The sequence below is a fragment of the Polyangium sp. 15x6 genome (genome assembly GCF_029960785.1).
Taxonomy (GTDB): Bacteria; Myxococcota_A; Polyangia; order Polyangiales; family Polyangiaceae; genus Polyangium.
In genome coordinates this window covers 86,302-112,752 of sequence record NZ_JASBQE010000007.1, presented here as the reverse complement: position 1 = coordinate 112,752, position 26,451 = coordinate 86,302, and the positions used below count along the sequence as shown (strand labels likewise).

Below are 26,451 nucleotides of genomic sequence, written 5' to 3'. Positions count from 1 at the left end.
ATGGGCGCCCGCGGCGGAAAATCATCCGGCTTGTTGACACGCTGCGCGCGCGAGACCGAAGATAGCGCGAAAGACAGCCCCAGCGGCGCTTTACCCCAGAGGAGACCGTTCCGTGGCCAGCACCATCCTCGCCGTCGACGACAGCGTGACCATGCGCAAGGTCCTCGAGATCACGTTTGCGGGTCCCGAGTTTCGCTGCGTTGCGGTCAATGGGCACGACGCGGCCCTGGAGAAGCTCAAGACCGAGAAACCTGCCCTCGTGATCGCGGACGTCACGCTCGAGGGCAAGAGCGGTTACGACCTCTGCAAGGCGATCAAGCAAGCTTCGCCCGCGACCCAAGTCCTCATCCTGTCGTCCAAGCAAAACCCGTACGATCAGGCCAAGGGCTCGGCAGCCCAGGCCGATGACCACATCGACAAGCCGTACGACAGCACGGCGATGATCGACAAGGTCAAGAAGATGCTGGCGTCGCCCGCGAAGCCGGCCGAGGCCCCGAAGGCCGCCGCGCCGGTCGCCGTGCCGACCCCGGTCCCCGCGGCCCCCGCCAAACCCGCCGCCGCGATGCCGACCGCCGCGGCCGCGGCGCCGCCCCAGCGCGCCAAGACGATGCTCTACAACCCGGGCAACCCGGGCGGCGTGAACGCGGCGATCCCGGGCGTGCCCCCCGCGGCCACGAAGCCCGAGCCCGCGCTCGCCAAGACCGACGTCTCGGCCAAACCGGGCACGGCCGCCGCCGCCGTGAACGGTGGTCAGATGGCCGCGCGCCTCGAAGAGATGGGCCTGACGCCCGCGCAGATCGAAGGCGTGCTCGCGCTCTCGCGCGAGGTCGTCGAGCGTGTCGTGTGGGAGGTCGTCCCCGTCCTCGCCGAGACGCTCATCAAGGAAGAGATCGCGCGCCTGACGAAGTGAGCGCATCGCGCAGGCTGGCGATGCCCTTGCTCGCCAACGCGATCACCTGTTCCCGCAACTCGGGCGGGTCCACGCTGTCAAGTCCATCCACGATTTCAAGTAGACGCCGGGCGAACTCACGGACCGAGCGGTAAGGAACCCTTCGCTCGAGAATTTCGTCCGGCTCGATCCACTGGTCCTTTTGCTCCGGATGCCAACGGATCTCGCTGATCCAGCGAGCGACAGAACCGCGGAGGCGGACGATCGCCTGGCCGGGTCGATGTTCGTCGATCCCATAGCGCGGGTCACCGTCGCCCCACGGATCCGCTGGCACAGGGGCGGTAGGTTTCTCACTTGACAGGCGGATCAGTTTCGTGACGTTGGCGAGGCGGAAGGTACGTGGCGCTTTGCTGATCTGCGAATAGCCACGGACGTAAAACACGCCGTCGTGGAGCCAGACCTGCCAGGGCTCGATGCGATGCATTTTGAGCTCGTTTGCCCATGGACTCCGGTACTCGATCGACACGACCTCGCGCTGGACGGCGCGCAGGAGGTCGAGCACCCACCTCGGCTCGCGCAGCATCGCCGAGCGCTGCGTCACGCGCAGAGCGTCGCCCCTGATCGGGGTCTTCTTCCCGTCGCCGACACGCTCGGCAAGCACCCGAAACAGCGCCCATGCTCTCGTCGCGCTCTCTCCCTGCCCCACTTCCTGCAGAAGGCCGGCAGCGGTGAGGATGGCTTGAAGATCCTCGTTCGAGGGATCGCTGAGCGGCAGGCTGAACGCGCGGTCGATGAGCCGATATCCACGCTGCGCTGCGACGTATCGGACATCGGCGCCTTCGTCCCGTAGCCACTCGATGGCTCGTTTGACGGTTTTCTCCGAGGCGCCTACGTCGCGCTGCATCTGCCGGATCGGCACGAACTCCTCCCGCTGAAGCAGGCGCAACACCTTCTTGGCGACGTCCTCGACCCGACTTCTCCCTGAACGTGCCGCAGTCTGGGGCATGTACGCCAATGTACCATGGTGACGAACTGTTGCCGTCCGAGGCGGTGGGTCCGGTTTGGACCCACCAGATCGTCCAAGCTCTCCGGCGAAAGGAGTTCGTCGATGATCAGCAGACGTTACGGAGACATCGAGGAGATCGCCTCGAAGACCGATGGCAACTGTCACCTCTGCCACGACCCGGTGGATGTCACGTTTTATGGGCCCACCGGAGCGTTTGGCGAAGAAACCGTCACCGTGGACCACCTCGTCCCTCAGAGTTTTGGAGGCGACGACGACCCCGACAACCTCATGATCGCGCACGGGCGATGCAACAGCATCCGCGGCACACGGGACGCGGAGCTCGTGCGCTTTTCGCTCGCGGGCACGACACGGGCGCCCATGAGCGGGTCCGACAAGACCGCCGTTGCCATCGTCGGCGGGGTCGGGTTCGGTCTGCTGGCGGGTGCTGTTCTGGCAAAGGAGCAACCTGACGGAACGCGGCAGTTCAACAAGGAGGCCGCGGCCGTGGTGGGTCTGTTGGCACTCCTCTTCCGCGCCGCGGCTTAAGAGTCGGCCCCCTCACGCCATGGACGTTGCTTCCCCAGCGGGGTGACTCCTACCATCCCGGATGGAGGAGACCTTCATGAGCAACGCCGAAACCCTCAGCCGTCAAACCCTCGAAGAGACCCCTGCCCGCGTCCTCGCCTTTCTTCGGGGCGTGGGCACGTCCGCTGTCATTCGCACGGCCCTCGCCGGGCGAGGTTACTCCGCCGAGGAGCACGCCCAGGGCTGGGAGCTCCTGCATCGCGTCTCGGGTTATCGGGATCCGAAAGCTGCCTCGACGGACGACACGGACGCGCAGAAAGCAATTGCCGCGCTCGACGCCTGGGACGAACCCAATTTTCGCGTGAGCCGCGCCGCGCTCGAACGATTGCACCCGGCACAGGCAGCGTTCGTATTCGATGGCCTCGAAGCGCAGGTCGGCGCGGGAGCTGTCCTCTCGGTGCGTACCTTCCTCGATCGGCTCGACGCGCTCGAGAGCGCGCCCGAGCGAACAGCGACGCGCAATGCGGATCTCGCGGCGCTCGCGACGCTGGCGAAACGGGGAATCACCAAGGATGAGCGAAAGCGCGTCCGAAAATTGGTGGAATCGGCGCAGGCAATGGGCGCGCCGGCCGAGGCAGATGCCGATTCGACGGCCGAGGCGCGGCGCGCGGACCTCGTGACATTACGCGCCTGGTTCGACGATTGGTCGGAGACGGCGCGGACGGCGATCACGCGGCGGGACCATTTGATTCGGTTGGGGCTCGCGAAGCGCAAGAAGGCGGCAAAGCGGGCGGAGGGCGACGAGGAAGGGAAGGGCGGGGCGGAGGGGTAGGGTTTTACCTCGACGCTCGTCGTTGAAGCACGAGACACTGTGGCAGCCCACGCCACGAGGAAGATGGATCCATGAAGTCGAGCGCAAGGTTTGTTGTTGGGTCTTTGCTCTTCTTGGCGCGGGCTGCGTGATCGCCGACGAAGAGGTCTGCGTCCTCGGCGAGAGCAATGGCGAGCCGGCTTTGACTCTGGAGTCCTCGCCGCCGCCTCTCGATCCTGCTGACCGGATCGTCTCCCAGGAAGTACGCGAGTACCTCGAATCGCGCCGGCAGCAGCGGGGGGTCGTCGCGACGACGGTCACGAAATGGGGCCACGTCTACGACTGGATCGACATAAACTCTCAGGTGCCGGGCGGCGACGTCGGAACGCCGCCGCCGATCGATGCGCCGAGCGATGCGAGCACGGCGGATTGCGCGCCGATGGCGGTGCGCAGCGAGCTGGAGGAGGATCCGGAGGCGATGGGGCCGCCCGGGACCGTACCGGTCCTCTGGGTCGATCCGGATCTGATCCATGCCCCGGGGACGGTGGCGGACTTCTTGTCGAGGTACGGAATCGAGGGGGAGTTGCCTTCTTACTGGATGGATGTGCCGCCGCCGGTAGCCCCGGACGGACATGGCCATTATTACGCGAAGGCCGGTTTGAAGAAGGTGGCTGGCGGAGCGGGATACTACGGGGGCGAAGGGTACTTCAACGTCTGGAATCCATTTTCAATGGTCCCAAGCGAGCAGTCGACGGTTGAAGTGGCTCTCGCTTATAAGAAGGACTCCTCGAACGTGCCCGATGAGACCGTCGAAGCCGGGTGGCACGTCAACGGCGGGCTCAACGGCGATTTCACCACGCGCTTCTTCGTGTACTACACGACCACTCGCTACGCCCAACAGGGCGACTTCCGAGGGGGCTACAACCTGAACCAGGCGGGGTGGGTCCAGGTGTCGCGTACGATCACCCCGGGCGTGATGCTCACTCCCACCAGTGTGCTCGGAGGGAAGCAGGTGGAGATGTACCTCCGCGTCGAGCTGCATCAGGGGAAATGGTGGGTGCGGGTGAAGGACGAGTTCGTCGGGTACTATCCGGCATCGATGTTCACGCAGGATGGGCTCGGCACGGAGTCGATGAGCGTTTCTTTCTATGGCGAGACCAACGATGACCTGACAATCCCAGGGATGACCGAAAACGACATGGGAAGCGGGCAGTTCCCCACCGTCGAGGGCTGGCGCAGACAAGTGGCTTTCATGCGCAATCTCCAGTACCAATGGAGTCCCGATGGAGACAGGACGAAGTTCTATACGGACAGGGTGGGGCCGACGAAGAAGGAGTGCTACGACATCATCGCCAACTTTTCGTTCGCGCCGAACGACCCTTGGCAGAGCCAAATTTACTTCGGCGGACCTGGCCGGAGCGCTGGCTGCCAATGAGCGGGAACCAGCACAATCGCGCTTGGTCGGTGGCCCTGCTCCTGGGGCTCCTCGTCGGCGTCGGCTCCCTCGTGTACACAGGGTTCTGGGTTTATCAACAGCACGAGGAGCATGAGCGGCAGCGCGACATCCATATGATTGCGAAGGGCAAGGCGCTCGGATTGGCACCGCCATGCGACGAAAATGATGCCCGATGCCCCCCCGACGCGTTCTGCGATCGGGATCGGTGCATGACAGAGTGGACGACGGATCCGCTCTACCCAAGGTTACGCCCGTGCGACAATGGCGACATGTGCAAGACGAGGAATGGCGCGCATTTCCTCTGCATCCGCGGACGCTGCCGGAGCTGCGTCAAGGATGAGGAATGCGGCCCGGGCTTTCAATGCAAGCAGCAATGCACACCCTCCTCTTCCCCCGACGCCTCCCTCCCCCCGCCCAGCGCCTCCCCCTGAACCCCGCCTCCGCTCCCTCCCCCTTGTCAGCCCCTCGCGACCCTTGTCGAACCCGCCGCGCCCCCTCCCGCTCGCTCCCCCGTCGCGTTCCTCCTCACCAACATCACCCTCCGTCCCGCCGACCCCGCTCGCCTCCCGCCTCCCAGACCCGGATCTGGAAGTTCGATACCTCCCTTGACAGCCGACGAGGCTTCCCACGCGCCTCCGCCCCCCTCGCTCGCGTGCCGACAAGCTCCGCCGTCGTCCGACAAGCCCCCGCTCCGCCCCGACAAGCCCCCCGCTCCGCCCCGAACCCCTTCCCCTCGTGCCGCGGTGTGGCAATGTGCCTGCCCTCCGATGAGCACTGCCGAACTCGCAAAAGCTTACGAGCCGAAGGACGTCGAACCCCGCTGGTACGCCTACTGGGTCGAGCACGACGTCTTCGCCGCCAACCCCGATCCGGCGGACAAGCGGCCCGTCTACGCCCTGCCCATGCCGCCCCCCAACGTCACGGGGTCCTTGCACATGGGGCACGCGCTCTTCGTCACGCTCGAGGACGTCCTCACCCGCTGGCATCGCATGCGCGGGTTCAACACGCTCTGGCAGCCCGGCATCGATCACGCGGGCATCGCCACGCAGACCGTCGTCGAGCGTCAGCTCCGCCGCGAGGGCAAGAGCCGCCACGACCTCGGCCGCGCGGTCTTCACCGAGCGCGTCTGGCAGTGGAAGGCCGAGAGCGGCGGCCGCATCGCGCTCCAGCAGCGCGAGCTCGGCGCGAGCCCCGACTGGCCGCGCAGCAAGTTCACGATGGACGCGGACATGTCGCGCGCCGTGCGCGAGGCGTTCGTCCGCCTCTACGAGCAGGAGCTCATCTACCGCGACACGCGCCTCGTGCACTGGGACTGCGAAGCGCAGACCGTGCTCTCGAACCTCGAGGTCGAGAACGAGGAGTCGAACGGCGAGCTCTTCGAGTTCGCGTATCCGATCGCCGGCGGCGAAGGCGAGCTCGTGGTCGCGACGACGCGCCCCGAGACGATGCTCGGCGACACGGCCGTCGCGGTGCACCCCGACGATCCTCGGTACAAGCACCTGCACGGCAAGTTCCTCCAGCACCCGTTCCTCGATCGGAAGGTCCCGATCATCACGGACGCGATCCTCGTCGATCCGAAGTTCGGCACGGGCGCCGTGAAGGTCACGCCGGCGCATGACTTCAACGATCACGAGACGGGCAAGCGCCACAAGCTCGAGATGATCTCCATCATGAACAAGGACGGCACGCTCAACGCCGAGGCGGGGCCGTTCGCGGGGATGGAGCGCTTCGCCGCGCGCAAGGCCGTGAAGAAGGCGCTCGACGAGAAGGGCCTCGTGCGTGGCTCGAAGAACCACACGCTCGTTCTACCGCGCAGCGAGCGCAACGGCTCGATCGTCGAGCCGATGATCTCGACGCAGTGGTTCGTGAAGATGAAGCCGCTCGCGGGCCCGGCGCTCGCCGCGGTTCGTCACGGCCACACGAAGATCATCCCCGAGGACTGGACGAAGACCTACGAGCACTGGATGACGAACATCCTCGACTGGTGCATCTCGCGCCAGCTCTGGTGGGGCCATCGGATCCCGGCGTTCTACTGCGACGCCTGCGGTCACATGACGGTCACGCGCGAGGATCCGACGGTGTGTGAGAAGTGCGGCGCGGACAAGCTTCGTCAGGACGAGGACGTGCTCGACACGTGGTTCTCGAGCGGGCTCTGGCCGTTCTCCACGCTCGGCTGGCCGAACGACACGGACATGCTCCGCAAGTTCTACCCGGCGAGTGACCTCGAGACTGGCTACGACATCCTGTTCTTCTGGGTCGCGCGCATGATGATGATGGGCATCCACTTCATGGGCGTGCCGCCGTTCAAGCGCATCCTCTTGCACGGGATGGTCGTCGACGAGACCGGCGACAAGATGAGCAAGGTGAAGGGCAACGTGATCGATCCGCTCGACCTCGTGCACGGCGCGACGTTCGACGAGATCGTGGAGAAGACGCTGCCCGGCGCGCCGCGCGAGGAGTCGCTGAAGAAGTTCAAGAAGGCCTACCCCTCGGCCTCGCAGATGGGCTCGGGCTTCTCCGCGTACGGCGCCGACGCGCTGCGCTTCACGCTGAGCACGTACTCACCTCAAGCGCGGCGCATCCCGCTGTCGCCGAAGAAGATCGAGGGCAACCGGCACTTCTGCAACAAGATCTGGAACGCGGTGCGTTACGCGCTGCCGTACCTCGAAGGCGCGCGCGTGACGAACGAGCCGCCGAAGGCGACGACGTTGACGAACCGGTGGATCCTCTCGCGGCTCGGCGCGGCGCTCGAGACGACGAAGAGCGGGCTCGACGAGTTCCGTCTGGATGAAGCGGCGCTCGCGCTCTACCACTTCTTCTGGGGCGAGCTCTGCGACTGGTACCTGGAGCTCACGAAGCCCGTGCTGAACCCGAGCACAGGCGCGGTGCCGGGGCCGGAGCAGGACGAGACGAAGAACGTGCTCGCGTACGTGGTCGAGGCGTCGATCCGCGCGCTGCACCCGTTCATCCCGTACATCACGGAGGAGCTCTGGCAGCGGCTGCCGCGTCCGTCGGACGCGCCGAAGTCGATCGCGCTCGCGGCGTATCCGGAGCCGGGCACCGTGCCTCGCGACGCGGACGCCGAGCGCGAGATGGGCGTCGTGATGGCCGTGATCTCGGCGGCGCGAACGATCCGCAGCGAGCACGAGGTGCACCCGGGCGCCGAGGTGCCGCTCTTGCTGCGCGCGGAGGGCGAGGCGCTGCTGTCGCTGCTACGCGCCGAGGCGCGCGCGATCAAGACGCTCGTGAAGACCGCGGCGGAGCCGGGCATCGAGGTGCGCGGCGCGGCGCGACCGAAGGGCGCGGTGATGAGCGTGGCGGCGGGCGTCGACGTGCTCGTCGACCTGCGCGGCCTCGTCGAGGGCGCGAAGGAAGCGGCGCGGATCGAGCGCGAGATCAAGAAGACGGAGAAGGACATCGCCGCGCTGGAGAAGAAGCTCTCGCTGCCGAGCTTCGCGGAGAAGGCGCCGCCGGAGGTGGTGGCGGAGTCGCGCAATCAGCTCGAGGAGCTGAAGAAGAAGCGGGCGGGGCTGGAGGAGGCCAAGAGTTTGGCGGCGGAGCTCGGATGAAAGAGGTAAGGTTTGTCCCCGGAGGTCCTGGGATGAACGAACCGGCACGCAAGCTCAAGTACACGTTCGCGGAGTACGTGGCGTACGACGAGGCGAGCGAGATCAAGCACGAGTACGTGGACGGCGAGATCTACGCCATGTCGGGTAGTACGGCCCGGCACTCGCTGCTCACGACGGGAATGAGCAGCGCGCTGAGCCAAGCGCTCGGCGCTCGCGGATGCCGTGTCTTCAGCCCGGATATGCGCATCCGCGTGCAAGAGACCGGCCTCGCGACCTACCCCGACGTGAGCGTCGTCTGCGGCAAGCTCGAGTTCGACCCCGAGAACTCGAACACCCTCACGAACCCCATCCTGATTGTCGAGGTCCTCTCGCCGAGCACCGAGAAGTACGACCGGCAGCAGAAGTTCGACCACTACCGGCTCATACCTACGCTCCGCGAGTACCTGCTCATCTCGCAGGACGAGCGGCGCATCACGCACTACACGCGCAACGAGGACGACTCCTGGACCCTCCGGGACGTGCGGCTCTCGCAGCCCCTCAAGCTCCCCTCGGTCGACGTCACGCTCTCGCTCGACGACATCTACCGCGGCGTCTTCGATCCCTGACGCCCTAGGCTCCCCACCAGAGCATCTCGTGCACCTGCATCTGCCCCTGGATGCTGACGATCACCCGTAGTTTGTCCCCGTCCGTCTCCACGACGTGCGCGGGGAACGCGTCCGCGGGGTAAAACGCGCTCTTCACGAACCCCTTCGCGTCGAGCCAGAACAGGTGCACGCCTTCCGGCGTCGGCCCGTGCATCAAGAGCATCCGCCCGCCGCCGAGCCACACGAAGTCGAGCCACTTGAACCCGAGCTCCGTGAAGCGCTCCGCCGACGGAAAATCCTCGCCCACGTCGCGCAGCTCCGGAAGATGCGCGCGCAGGTGCTTGTAGAGCAGGTCGTACCGCACCTTCGCGAGCCGCGGCATACGCCGGTCCGGAGGCGCGATCACGGGCAGCGCGTCCGCGTCGAACGTCGGCACTTCCACGTGCGTCCTGTAGCGATCGGCGAGCCGCGGCTGATCGATCTCGTCATCCGAGAACGACCTCAGCCACCACCCGAAGATCCAGAGATCGCCCGTGCCCGCCTTCGACGTGAGCCGCACGAGCGACTCCCAGAGCGGGTTCCGCACCTGCCACACGCCGCCGTGGTTCTTCACGACGCACGCGCCCACGTAGAGCGTGCCGTGCCAGATGAGCTCCGAGATGGTCGACCTAGTGTGCCTGTTGGAGATCCAGGCGTCGCGTTTCTCGCGCGTGATCGTCGCGCCGAGCCTGTGCACGGACGCATCCGAGTAATCGAGCACGAGGTCCGGTGCGCCGAGGACCTCCGGCGCGAGGCGCGCAAACGCCTCGGCAATCTCGTCGATCCTCGCGAAAATGTGCGGATTTTTCCCGGGATTCGCGTCTTCGCTCCGCAGCTTCTCGAGGTTGCCCCAGAGGTGCGGCGGGTAGTAGTTCCGGAAATACGTGGTGAAGAGCCGCTCGGCGGTGAGTTTTTCGGCGCTCATGGGGCGGGCGTTCAGAACATCTTCTTGCGCTTCGAGGACGACAGGATACCGAGCATTTCCCGGTACTTCGCGACCGTCCTCCGCGCGATGCGGATCCCGTCCTGGTCCTCGAGGATCTTCACGATCGCCTGATCACTCAGCGGGTTCGACTTGTCCTCCGCCGCGATGATCTTCTTGATCGCCTGCTTCACGCTCTCCGAGGCGATGTCCTCGTCGGCGACGCGGTGGATCGACGAGTTGAAGAAGTACTTCAGCTCGAAGAGCCCTTGCGGTGTGTGCACGTACTTGTTCGACGTCACGCGCGAGATCGTCGACTCGTGCATGCCCACGCTCTCGGCCACGTCGCGCAGGATCATCGGCTTCAGGTAAGCCACGCCCCGCTCGAGGAAGTCCTTCTGCTTCTCGACGATGCACTCCGTGACCTTGATGATCGTCCGCCGCCGCTGCTCGATCGCGCGGATCAGCCATTGCGCGGAGCGCAGCTTCTCGCTGATGAACTCCTTCGCCTTCGGGTCCTTCAGCATCCGCTGCGCGAGCCCCTCGTTGATGAAGAGCCGCTGCAAACCCTTGTCGTTGTCCGTCACGACCCACAGGTCGCCGTCCTTGATGACGTAGACGTCCGGGGTGATGGCGATCGTCTTGTCGTCGACCTCGGCGAAGTTTCGCGCCGGGACGCTCTCGAGCTTCTGGATCTCCTGGACCGCCTCGTAGACCTCCTCCAGGGAAATCTTCAGGGCCTTCGCGATCGCCGGAAAGTTGCGCCGCTCGACGTTGTGGAGGTGGTCCTTGATGATGGCCATCTCGATCGCGTCGTAGCCGAGCACCTCCGCCTGGATGCGCAGGCACTCCGAGAGGTCCCGCGCCGCGACCCCCACCGGGTCGAAGCGCTGGAGCATGGCGAGCACCTCCGGCGCGTCCTCCGGGTTGAGGTCCGCCTCGTTGGCGAGGTCGTCGAGCGTCAGGTCCGGACGCTTCGTCCCGTCCGGGTTCTCCCCGCCCGACATGTCGAGGTAGCCGCGCTCGTCCAGGTTGCCGATGACGAGCTCGGCGAAACGACACTCGTTCTCCACGAAGTCGCTCATCTGGAGCTGCCAGAGCAGGTGCTCTTGCAGGCTCAGGTTCCGGGTCAGGTTCTGCTCGATCGGCGGCAGCTCCTCGAACCCGCCGCGCTGCGAGGGCATCGCCTGCTGGAGCTGGCGGTTCTCGAGGAACTGCTCCCAGTCGACCTCCTTCACCCGTTTTTCGGTGTCTCGCATGGCGAGATCGGTGTCGGAGTGCTCCGAGTTCGCCCGTTCGAGGGTCAGGTTCGACCGACCGTCGAGGTCCTGCGCCTCCCGGCTCGTCGTACCCGAGGCGTCCCTCGACTTCGAGGACACCGATTCGCCCGAGTCGTCGGCGAGCAGCGGGTTGCCGTCGAGCTCCTTGCGGATTTCCTCTACCAGTTCGAGGCGCGACAGCTGTAGCAGCCGGATCGCCTGCACCAGCTGCGGCGTCATCACCAGCTGCTGGGACAGCTTGAACTGGAGCTTCATCTCCATGCCCATCGAGAGCTCCTACCTGGTCGAACACCCTGGGACCCCCACGCCCGGTGGGCGTGGGGAGCGAGGTCCGGACCGACTACGTGCCCGGTACCGCATCCCACCCTAGCACTGAAACCTGTCGCGGCCCGAGTCTTGCTTTGTCTCGTCTATAAACTCTTGGTTCAAAAATTGCGCATCCGTAGGCCCGCGACAAGCCTTGCCACGTGGTGTTCTGAAACACAATCACTGGAGAAGCTCCCTCACGCCTCGGGAAAATCCTGACGAACCCCTCAGTCAGGGATGGACGTGAGGCCCGGCCCATGATGTTGTACGAGCAGCCCAGCTCACGCGCTGCACGGCAACATAGGGGGGTTTCATGGGTTTGCAGGAAGGCGAGACACAAACCACGGCAACCAAGCCAAGCGCACGCGCGCTCGAGATCCTCGAGCGCTCCGGCCTCCGCGGCCTGCCCGAGTCCACACGACACGCCTTGCTCGACGGCGGGAAGGTCGAGCGCCTCCTCCGCCGCCAGCGCATCGCACAACAAGGCGAGCCAGCCCCCGCCTTGTTCGTCCTCGGCAAGGGCCGCGTGAAGCTCGAGCGCGCCAGCAGCGGGCACGTGTTCCCGGTCGGTCACCGAGGCCCAGGCGACCTCGTCGGGGAAGCCGCGCTCACGGGCAACGTCGCTCCGGAGCACGCCATCGTCGCCGACGAGGCCGAGGCGCTCGTGCTCCCGGCCACGTTCCTGCGCCGGCTCGCGACCACGGATACCCTCTTGCAAGCCGTCGTGGCGCGGGCGCTGCTCGAAGGGCAGCGCGCCGCGGAAGACCGGCTCGCCTCTCTCCTCTTGCGCAGCGTCCGCGCGCGGCTCGTCGAGCTCTTGCTCGACGGGCTCGACCGCTGGGGCGAACCCCACCGAAGCGGGACCGCCCTCTCCGCCCCCTTCACCCACGCCGATCTCGCGAGCCTCATCGGCTCCACACGAGAGACCGTGACGCTCGAGCTCGGCAGGTTGCGCCGCGCCAAGCTCATCGAGCTCGACAGGCGCCGGATCGTCATACCCGACCGCGACGCGCTTGCGCGGTACGCCGAGACGCCGTGATGCGACGAACGAGCGGGAAGACGCCGGAGCGCGGCGCGGCTCGTCGCGACGAACGCACGCCGAAGACCGCGTCGAGCAGCCGCTCGAACGGATAAGGCTTGACGATCACCTCCGCGAGCTCCGCGGACTCGTGGCGGGGCAAGGGCTGGCTCGTCGTGACGATCACCCGGTGCGGCACGTTTCCGTGCGAGCGCATCCGCTGAAGGATCTCCACACACTTCGGCGAAGAGTTCGAGAGATCGATGACCGCGACGTCGTACGTCCGGTGCCCGAGCTCCGCGAGCGCCTCGTCGAGCGTCGCCGCCTTCGTCACCTTCGCGCCACGATTCGTGAGCAAGAGCGCCGTGGCTTCGCGCATCAGTTGTTCTTCATCCAAGAGCAGGATCGTCGGTACGTTGAGCATGGCGCCGCGGCACCTTGCAGCGCGCGTGCCGTCAGGGTTCGGTGTCGACGAGTTGGTTTCTGAGCTTACCAGCGTTCGTCGCCGCGCCCGAAGATCCCAGGTTCAAACAGCGCCCCCGCGGCTGCCTGGTTCCTTTCCGTACGATAACGATCTGTGCCCGAAGGAGGCTCGCGTGAGCCTCCTTGCGCGCAAATCGGTGACCAAACACGGGCAATCGTCGTCCGAGGACATTGCCGCGTGATTGCCGTGCGCGCTTTCTTCCCATCAACGGGCGGCCGGGACGTGGAAAGGTCGTCGACCAGACGGAGCAACCAAGGGCGTTCCGCACGTCCTCCACGAACTCCAAGATCCGCGTGATTTCAAGCACTTGTGCGTCCTCGACGGCTTGGTGCGAATCGTGCAATACCTGCGGCCGCCGGACCGGTCACCCCGGTCCAGGTTTCCTTGGAGGCACGATGATGCATGCGCTTCGCGTATTGACGATTGCCACGCTTTCCCTCGCAACCGCCGCGCTCGTGGGCTGCGGCGACGACGACCCGCCGGAAAACGAGAACAAGGGCTGCTCCGTCCAGGCGCAGACCGGCTGCGAAACCGGGCTCGTATGCGAGGAGGTCGAAGGAGCCGACCCGGCCTGCTTTGCGCCCGTGGCATTCAAAGGAATGGTCGTGAACGCCCTCGACGACAAACCCGTCCAGGGGGCGCGTATCGTGGCCCGCGACGCGAATGACGCGGCCGTCTCGCCGGTCGCCATCTCGGCCGCGGACGGGACCTACACGCTGAACGTACCGGCCAAACGCAATGCGGAAGGCAAGCCGCTGGCCGCGAAGCTGACCCTGCGCGCGGACGCGTCGGGCTACCAGACGTTCCCGCTGGCCCCGCGCGTCGCGCTGCCGATCGACGTGGATACGGCGGCGGGCAGCCCGCCCGTCGTGCAAAACGCGTCGACGGACATCGCGCTCGTGCCGCTGCCGAATGCGTCGGGCCTCGGGTCGATCGCAGGCACGGTGGTGGCCGATACAGGCGTGGACCTGGTGCCCGCGGGCGCGCTGGTCGTCGCCGGCGGATCGACGGGCATCGTCGACTTCAAGGGCAACTTCGTGGTGTTCAACGTGCCGGCGAACGCGAGCGTGGACGTGAAGGCCTACGCCGCAGGCCTGCAGATCACGCCGAAGACGGTCGCCGTCGAGGCCGGCAAGGAGACGGCCAACGTGGAGCTGCGCATCTCGAGCGCGGCGACGGCGAAGGTGACGGGCAGCGTGCAGATCGTGAACGGCAACGGCTTCAGCACGACGAGCGTCGTGCTCGCGCTGAAGGATACGTTCGTCGCGGATGCGGCGCGCGGCGAGGTGCCGAAGGGTCTGCGCGTGGGCGGCGTGACGGGCGCCTACGAGTTCGCGGGCGTGCCCGACGGCGACTACGTGATCCTCGCGGCCTTCGAGAACGACGGCCTGGTGCGCGACCCCGACATCTCGATCGGCGGCACGACGCTCCTCGACGTGACGATCGCCGGTGGGCAGAGCGTGACGAAGGAGGGCTTCAAGGTGACGGGCTCACTCGCCACGGAGTCGCCCGGCAAGGACGCGATCGAAGAGGTGACGGGCACGCCGACGTTCGTCTGGGCCGACGACTCGAGCGAGGACCTGTACGAGGTGCGCGTGTTCGACGCGTTCGGCGTGAAGGTCTGGGAAGACCTCGCCGTGCCGAGCGTGAGCGGCTCGAAGACGGTCAGCGTGGAGTACGGCGGCGAGGCGCTGCTCCCGGGCATGATCTACCAGTTCCGCGCGACGTCGATCAAAGACGGCGTGCCCATCTCGCAGACCGAAGATCTGCGCGGCGTGTTCATCGCCCGCTGATCCATCCCTCTCCCTTTCACCCGTAAAACAAGGCTTTTCCGATCCCCTTCCTTCCCGGAGGTGACCATGGCGAACGTACGTCTTTGGAAATCGTGGCTCGTCGCGTGTGTGACGCTCGCAGCCACGGCGGTGCTCGCGAGCGCCTGCAGCTCGGACGGTGACGGCACGTCGGGCAGCAGCAACAACGAGAACACGTGCACGTTTGGCGGCGAGAAGTGCGCCGCAGGCTGTAGCCCGACGCTCGGATGTATCGAGTGCGCGGCCGACGAGAGTTGCCCCGCGAGCGCGCCGTTCTGCGTGCTCGGCCGCTGCGAGGAGTGCCAGGCGACCGCGCAGTGCGGCACGGGCAAGGCGTGTTTCCCGCACAAATTCACGTGCGAGCCCGTCTGCACCGCGAACGGCGACTGCCCCGGCGAGGCGCCGATCTGCGAGCCGAACACGGGCGTGTGCGTCGGCTGTCTCGCGAACACGGACTGCACGGACGCGAAGAAGCCGATCTGCGACCCGACGCGCAAGCAGTGCGGGGCGTGCGCGGAGAACGCGGACTGCGGCGCCGCGCAGCCGGTCTGCGACCTGCAGAAAGGCGAGTGCAAGGAGTGCCTGGTCGACGGGCACTGCCCGCCCGGCTCGCTCTGCGGGACCGACGCGAAGTGCCACGCGGCCTGCACGTCGAACGACGACTGCAACGACGGGGGCAAGCCAGTCTGCAACGTGGCCGAGAACAGCTGCGTGGAGTGCCTGGCGAGCGCCGACTGCGGGGCCGCGGCGCCGATCTGCGACGGGAACAACTGCCGGGTGTGCGTGACGAGCGCCGACTGCACGAACCCGCAAACGCCGGTTTGCAAAGACAAAAACGAGTGCGTCGGCTGCCTCGGGAACGCGGACTGCAAGGACCCGCTCGCGCCGATCTGCAAGGGCGAGGTCTGCGTGCAGTGCGACAAGGACGAGCACTGCGCCGATCCGGCCAAGCCGAAGTGCGAAAACCAGGTCTGTGTGGCCCCCTGAAGCCGGAAAATCCCGTCGTTCGCTGGAAGAATGCGCAGGTCCGCCACATGCTGCTAGAGTGCCGGTCCCCGAGCACGAGTGGCGGAACTGGCATACGCACCGGGTTTAGGTTCCGGCGCCGCAAGGATTGAGGGTTCGACTCCCTCCTCGTGCACCGCCCACGGTGGGGGCTCCGGTCGGACTGCGTTGCAGTCCTTCCTCTGCCCCCCACACCCCCGCGGTTTCGAATCGGGTGGGGGTTCTCTGCAGTTTCCCAGCGTTGGGGGCTCCTCCGCCCCCCACCCCCCGCGCGCTCCACTTCGCTGCGCTTCGCTCCGTTGCGGGAAGCGCCTCGAACGGGTACGGGTTCAGGTCCCCATCCCGGGATTTGCGCCCGCTTGCCGTAGGGACTACGTTCGGCAGGCTCCGCGCCACCCCCGACCCTCGATCCGACCGGGACGACGAGACCCGGAGCCAAGGCGAAAGACGATGCTCACCTGGGCGATGAAGAAGATCTTCGGTACCTCGCACGACCGTGCCATCCGCCGCATGCGACCGAAGGTCGAGGCCATCGGGGCCCTCGAGAAGGACCTGAAAAAGCTCTCGGACGCAGAACTCCAGGCCAAGACGGCCGAGTTCAAGACCCAGCTCGACAACGGCGCGAGGCTCGACGACATCCTCATCCCGGCCTTCGCCGTCTGCCGCGAGGCCAGTCGGCGCGTCCTGCGCATGCGCCACTACGACGTGCAGCTCATCGGCGGCATGGTGCTCCACCAGGGCTCGATCGCCGAGATGCGCACGGGCGAAGGCAAGACGCTCGTCGCCACCCTGCCCTGCTACCTCAACGCGCTCGAAGGCAAAGGCGTCCACGTCATCACCGTGAACGACTACCTCGCCAAGCGCGACGCCGAGTGGATGGGCAGGCTCTACGGCGCCCTCGGCCTTTCGACCGGCGTCGTCGTGAACCAGCAGAACGACGCGGACAAGCGGCACGCCTACCGCTGCGACATCACCTACGGCCAGAACAACGAGTTCGGCTTCGACTACCTCCGCGACAACATGAAGTTCTCGGCGCTCGACTATCACCAGCGCCCGCTGAACTACGCGATCGTCGACGAGGTCGACTCGATCCTCATCGACGAGGCCCGGACGCCGCTCATCATCAGCGGCCAGGGCGAGCGGTCGAGCGACAAGTACCGCGTCATCAACGACATCATCCCGCGCCTCCGCAACGAGGAGCACTACAACGTCGACGAGAAGGGCCACTCCGTCACCCTCACCGACGATGGCGTGGAGCTCGCCGAGAAGCTGCTCGAGGCGATCGGGGTCCTGAAGAGCAAGAACCTCTACGACCCGGTCAACCTCGAGACGCTGCACATCCTGAACCAGTGCCTGCGCGCGCACTCGCTCTACAAGCGCGACGTCAACTACCTGGTGAAGGAGGGCAAGGTCCTCATCGTCGACGAGTTCACCGGCCGCGTGCTCGCGGGACGCAGGTGGTCGGACGGCCTGCACCAGGCGGTCGAAGCCAAGGAGAACGTGCGGATCCAGGAGGAGAGCCGCACGATGGCGACGATCACGTTCCAGAACCTCTTCCGCATCTACAAGAAGCTCTCGGGCATGACGGGCACCGCGGACACCGAGGCCTCGGAGTTCCACAGCACCTACAAGCTCGACGTCATCATCATCCCGACGAACAAGACCACGATCCGCAAGGACGACGAGGACGTCGTCTACAAGACCGAGCGCGAGAAGTTCACCGCCGTCGTCAACGAGATCATCGAGAAGCACGAGAAGGGTCAGCCGATCCTGGTCGGCACGACGAGCGTCGAGAAGAGCGCCGCGATCGCGAAGATCCTCGGGAAGAAGGGGATCAAGCACAGCGTGCTGAACGCCAAGCAGCACGAGAACGAGGCCTACGTCGTCGCGCAGGCCGGTCGCAAAGGCGCGATCACGGTCAGCACGAACATGGCCGGCCGCGGCACCGACATCCTCCTCGGCGGCAACCCCGAGATGCTCGCGAAGCTGCGCTTCAAGGAGCAGAACCGCCTGCCCGAGGCCGAGCCCGAGGCCTTCGAGGTGCTCGTCGAGCAGATCCGCAAGGAGTGCGAGGCCGAGGGCGCCGAGGTGCGCGAGATCGGCGGGCTCTACATCATCGGCACGGAGCGGCACGAGTCGCGGCGCATCGACAACCAGCTCCGCGGCCGCGCCGGCCGCCAGGGCGACCCGGGCATGTCGCGCTTCTACCTGTCGCTCGAGGACGACCTCATGCGGATCTTCGCGGGCGACCGCGTGAAGAACCTCATGGAGAAGATGGGCATGCCGGACGACGAGCCCATCGAGCACCCCTGGGTCACGAAGAGCGTCGAGAACGCGCAGAAGAAGGTCGAAGAGCGCAACTTCGACATCCGCAAGAACCTGCTCGAGTACGACGACGTGATGAACGCGCAGCGCAAGACGATCTACGACATTCGTCAGCAGCTGCTCGTCGGACGCTACACCCCCGACATCGTCGACGAGGAAGGCAAGCCCACGGGCGAGAAGCGCACGATCAAGCCGCTCACGCGCCTCGTCGAGGACGTGGTGCCGGACGTCGGCTACATGCTCGGCATGTTCGCGGCCGATCCGATCTCGCCGCGCGACAAGGACGGCAACCCGCGGACGCTCACGCGCAAGGATTTCGAGAAGGTCGAGAAGTTCGTCGAGACCGACAACCTGCAGAAGGAGCTCTACACGCGTTACGGCGTGAAGATCGACTTCGAGGGCCGCGAGGACGAAGGGGTCGAGATCTACGACGAGTGCGTCGACCTGATCCCGCGCGCGATGACCGAGCAACGCGAGCGCTTCCTCGACCTGATGGACCGGATCATCGGCGCGATGGTCGAGGAGAACTGCCCGCCGCGGAAGCCCCCGGAGGACTGGGACTGGGGCGGGATCTTCCAGGGCTTCCGCGAGCACTTCGGGATCGAGCTGCCCGACGAGATCGCCGAGCACGCCGAGGCCGAGCAGCTCGCGCACGACCTCTTCGATCGCGCCGAGAAGGCCTTCGAGGCCCGCGAGAAGGAGATCGGGACGGAGCTGCTCCTCAGGATCTTCCGGCACATCTACCTGGAAGAGCTCGACAAGTCCTGGGTCGATCACCTGACCGACATGGACCACCTGCGCGACGGCATCGGCCTGCGCGGCTACGGTCAGAAGGACCCGAAGCAGGAGTACAAGAAGGAAGGCTACAACCTCTTCGTGACCATGGTCGCGCGCGTGCAGTCGAACGTGATGACCAAGGTCTTCGCGATGAAGGTGCGTCGCGAGGAGGAAGAGCAGGCGATCGAGGAGCAAGACCTCGCCCGTCACCAGGCGCAGCTCGAGCACGCCGTGGCCCACCACGACGAGGAGCTGCCGCCCGGCGCTTCCGCCGAGCCGCCGCCGCAAGAGCCGGTCGTCCAGGCCGAGCAGGAGTGCCCCTGCGGCAGCGGTAAGCCCTTCATGCAGTGCCACGGCGCCGAGGACGAGGCGTCGGTATGAGCACCGCGGCGTCACAAAGGCCGGTCCACCCGTCGATGGTGCTCGGGGCCTACCTCGAGCGCCTCGTCCGCGCGCGTCGCGTCGCCGTGCTCGGCGACGCGACCCTGGAGCTCGCCGAGAAGCTCGTCGAGCGCGGCGCGAGGCTCGTCCACGCCTACGATCCCGACGCAGCGCGCGCGGCCCAGGCCTTCGCGCGTACCGCGCAGGATCGCGACCGGCACGTGACGCACGCAGTGTTCGAAGGCGACCTCGGCGTGCGCGACGGGGCCTTCGACGTGGTCGTCGTGCCCGATCTGTCGCTCTTCGCCGACCCGTCCGAGGTGCTGCGCAGGGCACGAAAGCTCGTCGGCTCGGCCGGCGTCGCGGTGATCGCCTCGCCGAACCCGGACGCGTCGCGGAGGCTGCTCGCGCTCGCCTCGCCGCGCGGCAAGGACACGTCGCCGCCCGGGTATTACGCGCTCTACGACATCGTCTCGCTCCAGTTCCCCGTCGTGCGCATGCTCGGGCAAGCGCCGTTCGTCGGGTACACGGTGGCGGACTTCGCCGCCGGCCCGGATCTCGAGGTCAGCGTCGACACGTCGCTGCTCAAGGCGACCGAGGAGCCCGAGCACTTCATCGCGATCGCCAGCGAGCGCAAGGTCTCCGTCGACGCATTCGTGGTCGTGGAGCTCTCGCTGTCCGAGGTGCGCGAGGCGATCGGGACGGTAGGCGCGACGGCCGTGGACGCGAGCCGCGTGAAGGAGCTCGAAGCCGCGCTCGCCGTGCACGACGAGCGAAGGCGCACGGACGAAAAATTTGCCGAGGAGCGCGCGGCCGCCGCCGTGGCGACCGCGGCGCGCGTGGTCGAGCTCGAAGCAAAGCTCGAACGGCTGCGCGACGTGGACACGCGCGCCGGCGACACGCACGTGCGGGCTGAGCGGCTGACGCACCAGATCCGCGATCTCGACGAGGAGCTCCGCCGCCAGCGCGACCGCGCGACCAAGCTCGCGAAGCAGCTCGACGACGAGAAGAAACTCCGCACGAAGGCCGAGGTCGAGCTCGGGCTCGCCCGCGGACGCCCGGAGATCCCGGGCGCGAAGGAGCGCATCGAGCAGCTCACGGCCGAGCTCGTCGCGACGCGCTCGCGCGCCATGGAGGTCGAAGGCGAGCTCAGCGCGGCCGGCGTGGGCATCGAGGAGCTCTCGAGCGATCGGGCCGCGCTGCGCGCCCGCGTCGCCGAGCTGGAGCTCCGCCTCGCCGCCCAGGAGGCCGCCTCGCGGGAGCCGGATCCCGGTCTGCTCTCGCGCGTCGCTCAGCTCGAAGCCGCGCTCGAACGGTCGGAGGCCACCCGGCAAGCCGCCGTGCGCCGCGCCGACGAGCTCGGCGAGACGCTCGCCGCGACCACGGCGGAGCGGCTCCACCTGGCCGAGAAGGTCCAGACGCTCGAGAAGCAGACGGCCGCGCTCCTCGCCGAGCGCGCCGCGAGCGAGTCCCTCGCGCCGGAGATCGACGCGCTCGAAGCGCAGCTCCAGGATCGCGGGCATCGCATCGCGGTGCTCGAAGCGGAGCTGCGCGAAGGCCTGCGCGTCGGCAAGGAGCTCGTCGAGGAGCTCGAAACGCTCCGCGCGACGGCCGTGGTCCCCGCGGGCGAGGCCGCTCCTCCGGCAGCGACGCCGCAAACGCAAAATGGAGCGCCCGTGCCCCCGTCGACGCTCGGCGGGTTTGCATCCGCGACCGAGGCGGCTCCTTCCGAGACCACGGAAGCCTCTCCCGTCGCCAACGCCGACGCCGAGACCCTGAAGACGCAGCTCGACACGCTCGCGGTCCGCGCGGCCCGCTCCGAGGCAGATCTCAAGGCCGCCGAGTGGCGCATCGCGCAGCTCGAGCTCGCCCTCGCGTCCGCCGAGCGCGGCGAGGGAGAGCCCGCGGCCGTGGCGGTCGAGCTCGAGCAAGCCCTGCTCGCGGCCCACCAGGAGCTTGCCACGCTGCGACGAGCGGTCGGCCCCGAGGGTGGGCACGTCGCGCCGGGCGTGGTCGAGCAGGCGGTCCTCCTCCACCAGATCACGACGCAACTCGACGGCGTCGTCCCCTGACGGCTCGCCCCCCCTGCCTGGCCGCGCTAACACGTCGGCCATGCGTCCTCGCCTGATCGCCGCGATCGCTCGCATCGCAACCGCCGCCACGCTCGTGACGGCCCTCGGCGCCTGCGGCTCGGCCGTCCCCAAGCCGGCCGCCGATCCGATCGAGGCCATGCGCGCCGGCGCGAGCGCCTCGCAAGACGGTGAGGTCCTCGGCCGCTGGCTCCTCGGTGAGCTGCTCGTCCCCGGCGGCGACGCGGCGCGGGCCCGCGAGGCGCGCGGAAAGCTCGACAAGGCCTCCACGAACAAGGGCCTCTACGCCTCGCTCGCGCGCGCCGTCGACGACGAGATCCACGGACGCTTCCGCGCCGCCGCCCTCGCGCACCTCGACGCCGTGAATGCCGCCCGCACCACGGATCACCCCGACGCGCCGCTCGTCGGTTGGTACGCGGCGAGCCACCTGCTGCGCCTGCGCACGAGCGTCCCCGGCATCTGGGAACTCGCGAAGGACACGGTCGTGCGCACGATCGATCAGCCGGGCCACATCGGCTGGCGCGCGCGCAGCGACCTCGCGGAGTGGTGGAGCGTCGAGGGCCTGCGCAAGGAAGCGGAGGGCAAGGACAAGAGCCCGACGGAGATCGCGGCCGAGCGCTTCGGCTGCGCCAAGAAGGCGCGCCTCGCCGGCCCCTTCGGCCACCTCGCCGCGAATGATCACCGCGAGCATTACGAGGCCGAGCGCGCCGGCCCCTGGCCTCGCCTCTTCCCGGCCGATCCGCGCCGCGCCGATCGCCCGCGTGTCCTCGCCACCGAGCGGCGCGGCTGCCAGATCCGCACCGCCGAGCCCGTCTCGGGTGGCGTCTTCTACGCCGAGACCTTCCTCGAGCTCCCTGCCGAGCGTGAGCTCATCGTCGCCGTGCAGGGCGCGTTCTCGATCCGCGTCGACGATGTCGAGGTCCTCGCGCGTGACCCGCGCGACTGGGGCATCTGGCCTCGCTTCGGCGCGCGCGTCCGCCTCTCCGCGGGCCGCCATCGCATCCTCGCGAGCATCGGCAGCGCCGAGACCGGCATCCGCATCCTCGCGCCGAATGGCCTGCCCCTCGGCGCCGAGACCTCCGACGATCCTACGGCGCCGTACGTCCTCGAACCGCCGCTCGTCCTGCCCGATCCGAACGTCCTCGAACCCTTCCTCCTCGCGCTCGGCGTCCCCGCCGCGCCGCGCACTCCGCGCCCTTCGCCGCGCGACACGAACGATCCCATCGCGCGTTACCTCGCCACGTGGCTCTCGCACATCGAGGGACAGGACGACCTCGCCTCCGTGCTGCTCGAACCGCTCGTGAAGGATCCGTCGCGCGCCACGGGCCCCGCGCTCTCCACGCAGGCGCTCTTCATCGAGAAGGACCCGATCTTCCCGCAGAACGACGCGCGTGATCTCGTGAAGGACGTCCGCGCCCGCGCCGTCGCCAAGGACCCCGACCTCTGGCTCTCGCTCTTCTGGCTCGCGCTCGACGAGGCCGACAAGGTCGGCGCGCCCGAGGCCGCGGCCAAGATCGCCAAGCTCGCCGATCGTTTCCGCGAGGTCCCGGACATCCTCAAGGGACTCGGCCGCATGTACGCGCAGATCGGCTGGACCGTCGAGCACGCGCGCACCGTCAAGGACACGGCCACGCGCTTCTCCGAGGACACCGAGGCCCTCTTCGCGCTCGTGCGCCTGCACGACGAGCGCGGCGACGTCGCCGAGGCCGACAAGATCGCCAAGCGCATCGAGGCCCTCGATCCCGACGCCGAGGTCGCCCTCCAGCGCGCGCTCGAGCGACGCGACTGGGGCGGCGCCATCCGCGAGTTCGAACGCATCGGAAAGACCCGCCGCGATCGTCAGGACATCGCCATCAAGATCGCCGATCTCCTCACCCGCGCCGGCGCGCAGCGCGAGTCGATCGAAGCCCTCGAGCGCGCCGTCAAGAACGACCCCGAGGACGCCTCCGCGCGCCTCGCGCTCGCCGACGCGCGCCTCGCCCGCGGCGACAAGACGGCCCTCCGCACCGCGCTCGTCGAGGCGATCCAGACCGGCGCCGATCCTTCCGCGCTGCGCGAGGCCATCGAGCTCGTCGAGGGCACGACCGAGCTCACGCCGTATCGCATCGAGGGCAAGAAGGTCATCGCGCAGTTCGAGGCCTCGGGCGTCACCATGCCCGGCACCGCGGCGCGCGTCCTCGACTACGCCACCGTCTGGGTCCACGCCGACGGCTCGGCGCGCATGCTCGAGCACGAGATCATCGGCATCCAGTCGCGCGAGGCCATCGAGGAGCTCGCCGAGCAGCGCGTCCCGCGTGGCCTCGTCCTCAAGCTCCGCACCGTCAAGAAAGACGGCCGCGTCCTCGAACCCGAGTTCGTCGACGGCAAGCCCACCGTCACCATGCCGCACCTCGAGGTCGGCGATTACATCGAGACCGAGACGCTCTACACGCTGCGCGGCGACGGCCGCGGCGGCCGCAGCTTCGAGGGCCCGCGCTGGTTCTTCCGCGAAGAGAAGATCCCCTACTTCATCAGCGAGTACGTCGTCGTCTCGCCCAAGAACCGCCCGCTCGACGTCGAGATCGGCGGCAGCGTCCCCAAGCCCACCCTCAAGGAGAACGGCGCGTTCGTCGAGCGTCGCTTCCGCGTCGATCGCAGCCCTGCGCTCCCCGAGGAGCCTGGCAGCGCGCCGACGCAGGAGTTCCTCCCGAACGTGCGTGTCGGCTGGGGCATCAACCTCGAAGAGCGCATCGATCGCCTCGTCGACGCCACGAGCGACGAGACCCCGCGCGACCCGCGCCTCAAGCGCATCGCCGAGAGCATCGTCACCGGCGCTGCGCCCGACGACGCGGACAAACCTGCCCGCCCGACGTCCGTCGACGAGCAGGCGCGCCGCATCTACCGCTGGGTCCTCGCGAACGTCGAGCAGGGCCGCGAGGATGACGGACGCCGCATCATCATCGGCAAGAGCGGCAACCGCACCGAAGCGTTCCTCTACCTCTGCCGCCTTGCCGGCATCGACGCCTCGCTCGGCATGGTCCGCGATCGCCTCACCCCGCCTTCCAATGGCCCGCTCAGCGAAGCCGAGTCCTTCAACGCGCTCGCCGTCCGCCTCGGCACCGAGCGTGGCGTGCGCTGGATGGTCGTGCGCGACAAGTTCGCGCCGTTCGGCTACCTCCCGAGCTCCTTGCGCGGCCAGCCTGCGGTCGTGCTCGAGGAGGGCGCGCCGCGCGAGACCACGCCGCTCACCGGCTCGCGCGACGGCGTCACGTACGAAGGCACCGTCGAGCTCCGCAGCGACGGATCGGCCGCGCTCAAGCTCGAACAGCGCTTCGAGGGCAAGTTCGCGATCATGCTCCGCACCGCCCTCGAGAGCTTGCCTGACGCGCAACGCGACGAGGCCATCGAGACCAAGCTCATCGGCCAGGCCTTGCCTGGCGCGCGCTTGCGCTCGCTCGACATCAAGAACGCGGCCGACCTCGACGCGCCGCTCGTCCTCGTCATGGACCTCGAGATGAACGACTTCGCCCGTGTCCGCACCGGCGACATGGTCATCTCGCCGCCCTTCGCGCTCCGCCTCTCGCCGTTCGCTGCCCTCCCCTCGCGTGAGACGCCGCTCTACATCTCGGAGCAATCCTCGGTCTTTTCGAACGTTCGCCTGAAGGTGAAACTCCCCGAGGGAGCGCGAGTCACCACACAACTCTCCTCGGCTTCCACCCAGGACGGAGGCCGCACGGCCACCGTCAGTGACCGCGTGGATCGCGACACACTCGTCTTCGAGCGCGCGATCACCATCCCTGCCGGCCGGGTGCAGCCCGATGCGTATGGCACCTTCCAGAGCTTCGTCCGCGAGGCCGAGGCGGCCCTGCATCGCGACATCGTGATTTCCGTGGGTTCACGTTAGCGATCTCGCGTTACGACCAATCCTGGTAATATGGACCATGAATCATGGTCACGATCCAGGATAACCGGCGTCCCTCTGTCGACGCACCCAAGGTACGCATCAACCGTGCGCTCAAGCTGTGCCCTCTCTTCGAGAAGGTGGCTCGCTCGACGTTCGACAGCGCGCTCGAAGTCGCCGAAATCGACGTCGTTCGCGCGGGGATGTCCATCCAGAAGCAGGACGACGACGTCACGTCGCTCGCGCTCCTCGGACACGGGCGCGCGCGGCTCGAGCGCAAACTACCGTCTGGACAGACGGTTCCACTTGGTTACCGCGGCAGCGGTGATCTCCTCGGCGAGGCCGCGCTCGCGGGCGCGAGGACGTACACCGAGAGCGCAATCGCCATCGACGAGAGCGAGGTCGTGCGCTTCCCGGTCGCATCGATCCAAGCGTGGCTGCGCGACGATCCCGCGCTCGGCATCGCGCTCCTCGGCTTGCTCATCGATCGCCAGCGCGCGGCCGAGGATCGCATCGAGTCGCTCCTCTTCCGCAACGTCGAAGGCCGCCTCGTCGAGTTCCTCCTCGGGGCCGTCGATCGCTGGGGCGTACCCGACACACGCGGCACGTTGATCTCCGCGCCGATCACGCACCTCGAGATCGCGCAGTCGATCGGCTCCACGCGTGAGACCGTCACCATCACCCTCGGCGCGCTCCGCAAGGACGGCTTGCTCGCCGTGGCGGGTCGACGGCTCATCGTGGTCGACCGCGACGCGCTCGCGAAGCGCCGCTGACCCGCTCGGGGGTTCGGCGGCGTAGCTCGGCTCGTCCGCGCGGAGCCCCCGCGCGTCTTTTCTTTTCGCGTGCTCGGTCGCGGTCGGGCGTGCTATCGCCCGACCGCGATGTCGATCGCCCAGAGCTACCGGATTCGACTCGAAGGGATCCGGTTCCGCGCGCGCCATGGTGTCTCGCGGGCCGAACGCGGATTGCCGCAGGACTTCGTCGTCCATGTCGAGGTCTCGTTGCCCGTCACGAGTCTGCCCCGGACGGACAGCCTCGCGAAGGTCTTCGACTACGACGGCCTCGCGAACCTCGTCGTCGACGAGGGCACGCGTGCTTCGTACAAGCTGCTCGAAATCCTCGCTGAGCGGCTCATCACGCGCATCCTCGCCGACACGCCTGCGGTCGCCGTCACCGTGCAGGTCAAGAAGTTCGGCCCGCCCACGTCGGTGTCGGTCGACGCGGTCTCGGTCGAGCTCTCGGCGAACCGCCCCGCGTAGCCATCCCGCAGACGAGCGAGCGGCCTATCATGGG

At 67.6% G+C, this 26,451-nt stretch carries 18 protein-coding genes and 1 tRNA gene; 15 read left to right on the top strand and 4 right to left on the bottom strand.

Annotation, left to right across the window (positions count from 1 at the left end; genetic code table 11):
- The first annotated feature begins 112 nt into the window (after positions 1-112).
- Positions 113-910, top strand: coding sequence for a response regulator (locus tag QHF83_RS07995; RefSeq protein ID WP_282417160.1), 798 nt, complete (start codon positions 113-115; stop codon positions 908-910).
- Here the strand turns inward: QHF83_RS07995 and QHF83_RS07990 are convergent.
- Positions 879-1,895: a WYL domain-containing protein gene (locus QHF83_RS07990; RefSeq protein ID WP_282417159.1), complete on the bottom strand. Its 1,017-nt coding sequence runs from the start codon at positions 1,893-1,895 to the stop codon at positions 879-881. The two genes, QHF83_RS07995 and QHF83_RS07990, sit on opposite strands and share 32 nt — an antisense overlap.
- A 102-nt stretch (positions 1,896-1,997) precedes the next feature.
- Here QHF83_RS07990 and QHF83_RS07985 point away from each other — a divergent pair, with 102 nt between their 5' ends.
- The 5 genes from QHF83_RS07985 (at position 1,998) to QHF83_RS07965 (ending at position 8,861) form a co-directional block, all read left to right on the top strand.
- Positions 1,998-2,441, top strand: coding sequence for an HNH endonuclease signature motif containing protein (locus tag QHF83_RS07985; protein ID WP_282417158.1), 444 nt, complete (start codon positions 1,998-2,000; stop codon positions 2,439-2,441).
- A 76-nt stretch (positions 2,442-2,517) separates the two neighbouring features.
- A complete protein-coding gene (locus QHF83_RS07980; protein WP_282417157.1) occupies positions 2,518-3,252 on the top strand; it encodes a hypothetical protein in 735 nt (244 codons plus the stop codon).
- 22 nt (positions 3,253-3,274) lie between these two features.
- Complete coding sequence (locus tag QHF83_RS07975) at positions 3,275-4,666, top strand: neprosin family prolyl endopeptidase (protein WP_282417156.1); 1,392 nt, start codon at positions 3,275-3,277, stop codon at positions 4,664-4,666.
- 788 nt (positions 4,667-5,454) lie between these two features.
- A complete protein-coding gene (locus QHF83_RS07970; RefSeq protein WP_282417155.1) occupies positions 5,455-8,256 on the top strand; it encodes a valine--tRNA ligase in 2,802 nt (933 codons plus the stop codon).
- Between the two features lie 32 nt (positions 8,257-8,288).
- On the top strand, positions 8,289-8,861 hold the full coding sequence (locus QHF83_RS07965) for a Uma2 family endonuclease (protein WP_282417154.1): 573 nt from the start codon (positions 8,289-8,291) through the stop codon (positions 8,859-8,861).
- Between the two features lie 4 nt (positions 8,862-8,865).
- Here QHF83_RS07965 and QHF83_RS07960 read toward each other — a convergent pair whose 3' ends face one another.
- Together QHF83_RS07960 and rpoN are read right to left on the bottom strand one after the other, a co-directional pair.
- Positions 8,866-9,804, bottom strand: a complete 939-nt coding sequence (locus QHF83_RS07960) for a hypothetical protein (protein WP_282417153.1) — start codon at positions 9,802-9,804, stop codon at positions 8,866-8,868.
- Positions 9,805-9,815: 11 nt separating this feature from the next.
- The gene (rpoN, locus tag QHF83_RS07955) at positions 9,816-11,348 is read right to left on the bottom strand and encodes an RNA polymerase factor sigma-54 (protein WP_282417152.1); all 1,533 of its coding nucleotides are present in this window, start codon (positions 11,346-11,348) and stop codon (positions 9,816-9,818) included.
- Positions 11,349-11,700: 352 nt separating this feature from the next.
- Between rpoN and QHF83_RS07950 the strand changes: the two genes are divergently transcribed.
- Complete coding sequence (locus QHF83_RS07950) at positions 11,701-12,426, top strand: Crp/Fnr family transcriptional regulator (protein ID WP_282417151.1); 726 nt, start codon at positions 11,701-11,703, stop codon at positions 12,424-12,426.
- Here QHF83_RS07950 and QHF83_RS07945 read toward each other — a convergent pair.
- Entirely contained in the window at positions 12,380-12,829 is a 450-nt protein-coding gene (locus QHF83_RS07945) for a response regulator (RefSeq protein WP_282417150.1), read from the bottom strand. The two genes, QHF83_RS07950 and QHF83_RS07945, sit on opposite strands and share 47 nt — an antisense overlap.
- 455 nt (positions 12,830-13,284) lie before the next feature.
- On the opposite strand from QHF83_RS07945, the gene QHF83_RS07940 reads away from it, so the two are divergent.
- The 8 genes from QHF83_RS07940 to folB all read left to right on the top strand — a co-directional run bounded on the left by QHF83_RS07940 (position 13,285) and on the right by folB (position 26,417).
- Positions 13,285-14,682: a hypothetical protein gene (locus QHF83_RS07940; RefSeq protein ID WP_282417149.1), complete on the top strand. Its 1,398-nt coding sequence runs from the start codon at positions 13,285-13,287 to the stop codon at positions 14,680-14,682.
- 66 nt (positions 14,683-14,748) lie between these two features.
- Positions 14,749-15,687, top strand: a complete 939-nt coding sequence (locus QHF83_RS07935) for a hypothetical protein (protein ID WP_282417148.1) — start codon at positions 14,749-14,751, stop codon at positions 15,685-15,687.
- A 72-nt stretch (positions 15,688-15,759) separates the two neighbouring features.
- Positions 15,760-15,841 (top strand) — tRNA-Leu (locus QHF83_RS07930).
- 314 nt (positions 15,842-16,155) lie between these two features.
- Positions 16,156-19,188, top strand: coding sequence for a preprotein translocase subunit SecA (gene secA / locus QHF83_RS07925; RefSeq protein ID WP_282417147.1), 3,033 nt, complete (start codon positions 16,156-16,158; stop codon positions 19,186-19,188).
- Entirely contained in the window at positions 19,185-21,260 is a 2,076-nt protein-coding gene (locus QHF83_RS07920; protein ID WP_282417146.1) for a hypothetical protein, read from the top strand. Before secA ends, QHF83_RS07920 begins: the two co-directional genes overlap by 4 nt.
- Positions 21,261-21,300: 40 nt before the next feature.
- A complete protein-coding gene (locus QHF83_RS07915) occupies positions 21,301-25,161 on the top strand; it encodes a hypothetical protein (protein WP_282417145.1) in 3,861 nt (1,286 codons plus the stop codon).
- A 44-nt stretch (positions 25,162-25,205) separates the two neighbouring features.
- Complete coding sequence (locus QHF83_RS07910) at positions 25,206-25,931, top strand: Crp/Fnr family transcriptional regulator (RefSeq protein WP_282417144.1); 726 nt, start codon at positions 25,206-25,208, stop codon at positions 25,929-25,931.
- 108 nt (positions 25,932-26,039) lie between these two features.
- Positions 26,040-26,417 carry a dihydroneopterin aldolase gene (gene folB / locus QHF83_RS07905; RefSeq protein ID WP_282417143.1) on the top strand — a complete coding sequence of 126 codons (378 nt, stop codon included), beginning with the start codon at positions 26,040-26,042 and terminating at the stop codon, positions 26,415-26,417.
- Positions 26,418-26,451: the final 34 nt, after the last annotated feature.

What these genes read in the sequence shown, in the direction of transcription:
- QHF83_RS07990 (WP_282417159.1), bottom strand. Translation starts at nt 1,895, where the DNA reads ATGCCCCAGACTGCGGCACGTTCAGGGAGAAGTCGGGTCGAGGACGTC.
- QHF83_RS07985 (WP_282417158.1), top strand. Translation starts at nt 1,998, where the DNA reads ATGATCAGCAGACGTTACGGAGACATCGAGGAGATCGCCTCGAAGACC.
- QHF83_RS07980 (WP_282417157.1), top strand. Translation starts at nt 2,518, where the DNA reads ATGAGCAACGCCGAAACCCTCAGCCGTCAAACCCTCGAAGAGACCCCT.
- QHF83_RS07970 (WP_282417155.1), top strand. Translation starts at nt 5,455, where the DNA reads ATGAGCACTGCCGAACTCGCAAAAGCTTACGAGCCGAAGGACGTCGAA.
- QHF83_RS07965 (WP_282417154.1), top strand. Translation starts at nt 8,289, where the DNA reads ATGAACGAACCGGCACGCAAGCTCAAGTACACGTTCGCGGAGTACGTG.
- QHF83_RS07960 (WP_282417153.1), bottom strand. Translation starts at nt 9,804, where the DNA reads ATGAGCGCCGAAAAACTCACCGCCGAGCGGCTCTTCACCACGTATTTC.
- rpoN (WP_282417152.1), bottom strand. Translation starts at nt 11,348, where the DNA reads ATGGGCATGGAGATGAAGCTCCAGTTCAAGCTGTCCCAGCAGCTGGTG.
- QHF83_RS07950 (WP_282417151.1), top strand. Translation starts at nt 11,701, where the DNA reads ATGGGTTTGCAGGAAGGCGAGACACAAACCACGGCAACCAAGCCAAGC.
- QHF83_RS07945 (WP_282417150.1), bottom strand. Translation starts at nt 12,829, where the DNA reads ATGCTCAACGTACCGACGATCCTGCTCTTGGATGAAGAACAACTGATG.
- QHF83_RS07940 (WP_282417149.1), top strand. Translation starts at nt 13,285, where the DNA reads ATGATGCATGCGCTTCGCGTATTGACGATTGCCACGCTTTCCCTCGCA.
- QHF83_RS07935 (WP_282417148.1), top strand. Translation starts at nt 14,749, where the DNA reads ATGGCGAACGTACGTCTTTGGAAATCGTGGCTCGTCGCGTGTGTGACG.
- secA (WP_282417147.1), top strand. Translation starts at nt 16,156, where the DNA reads ATGCTCACCTGGGCGATGAAGAAGATCTTCGGTACCTCGCACGACCGT.
- QHF83_RS07920 (WP_282417146.1), top strand. Translation starts at nt 19,185, where the DNA reads ATGAGCACCGCGGCGTCACAAAGGCCGGTCCACCCGTCGATGGTGCTC.
- QHF83_RS07915 (WP_282417145.1), top strand. Translation starts at nt 21,301, where the DNA reads ATGCGTCCTCGCCTGATCGCCGCGATCGCTCGCATCGCAACCGCCGCC.
- QHF83_RS07910 (WP_282417144.1), top strand. Translation starts at nt 25,206, where the DNA reads ATGGTCACGATCCAGGATAACCGGCGTCCCTCTGTCGACGCACCCAAG.
- folB (WP_282417143.1), top strand. Translation starts at nt 26,040, where the DNA reads ATGTCGATCGCCCAGAGCTACCGGATTCGACTCGAAGGGATCCGGTTC.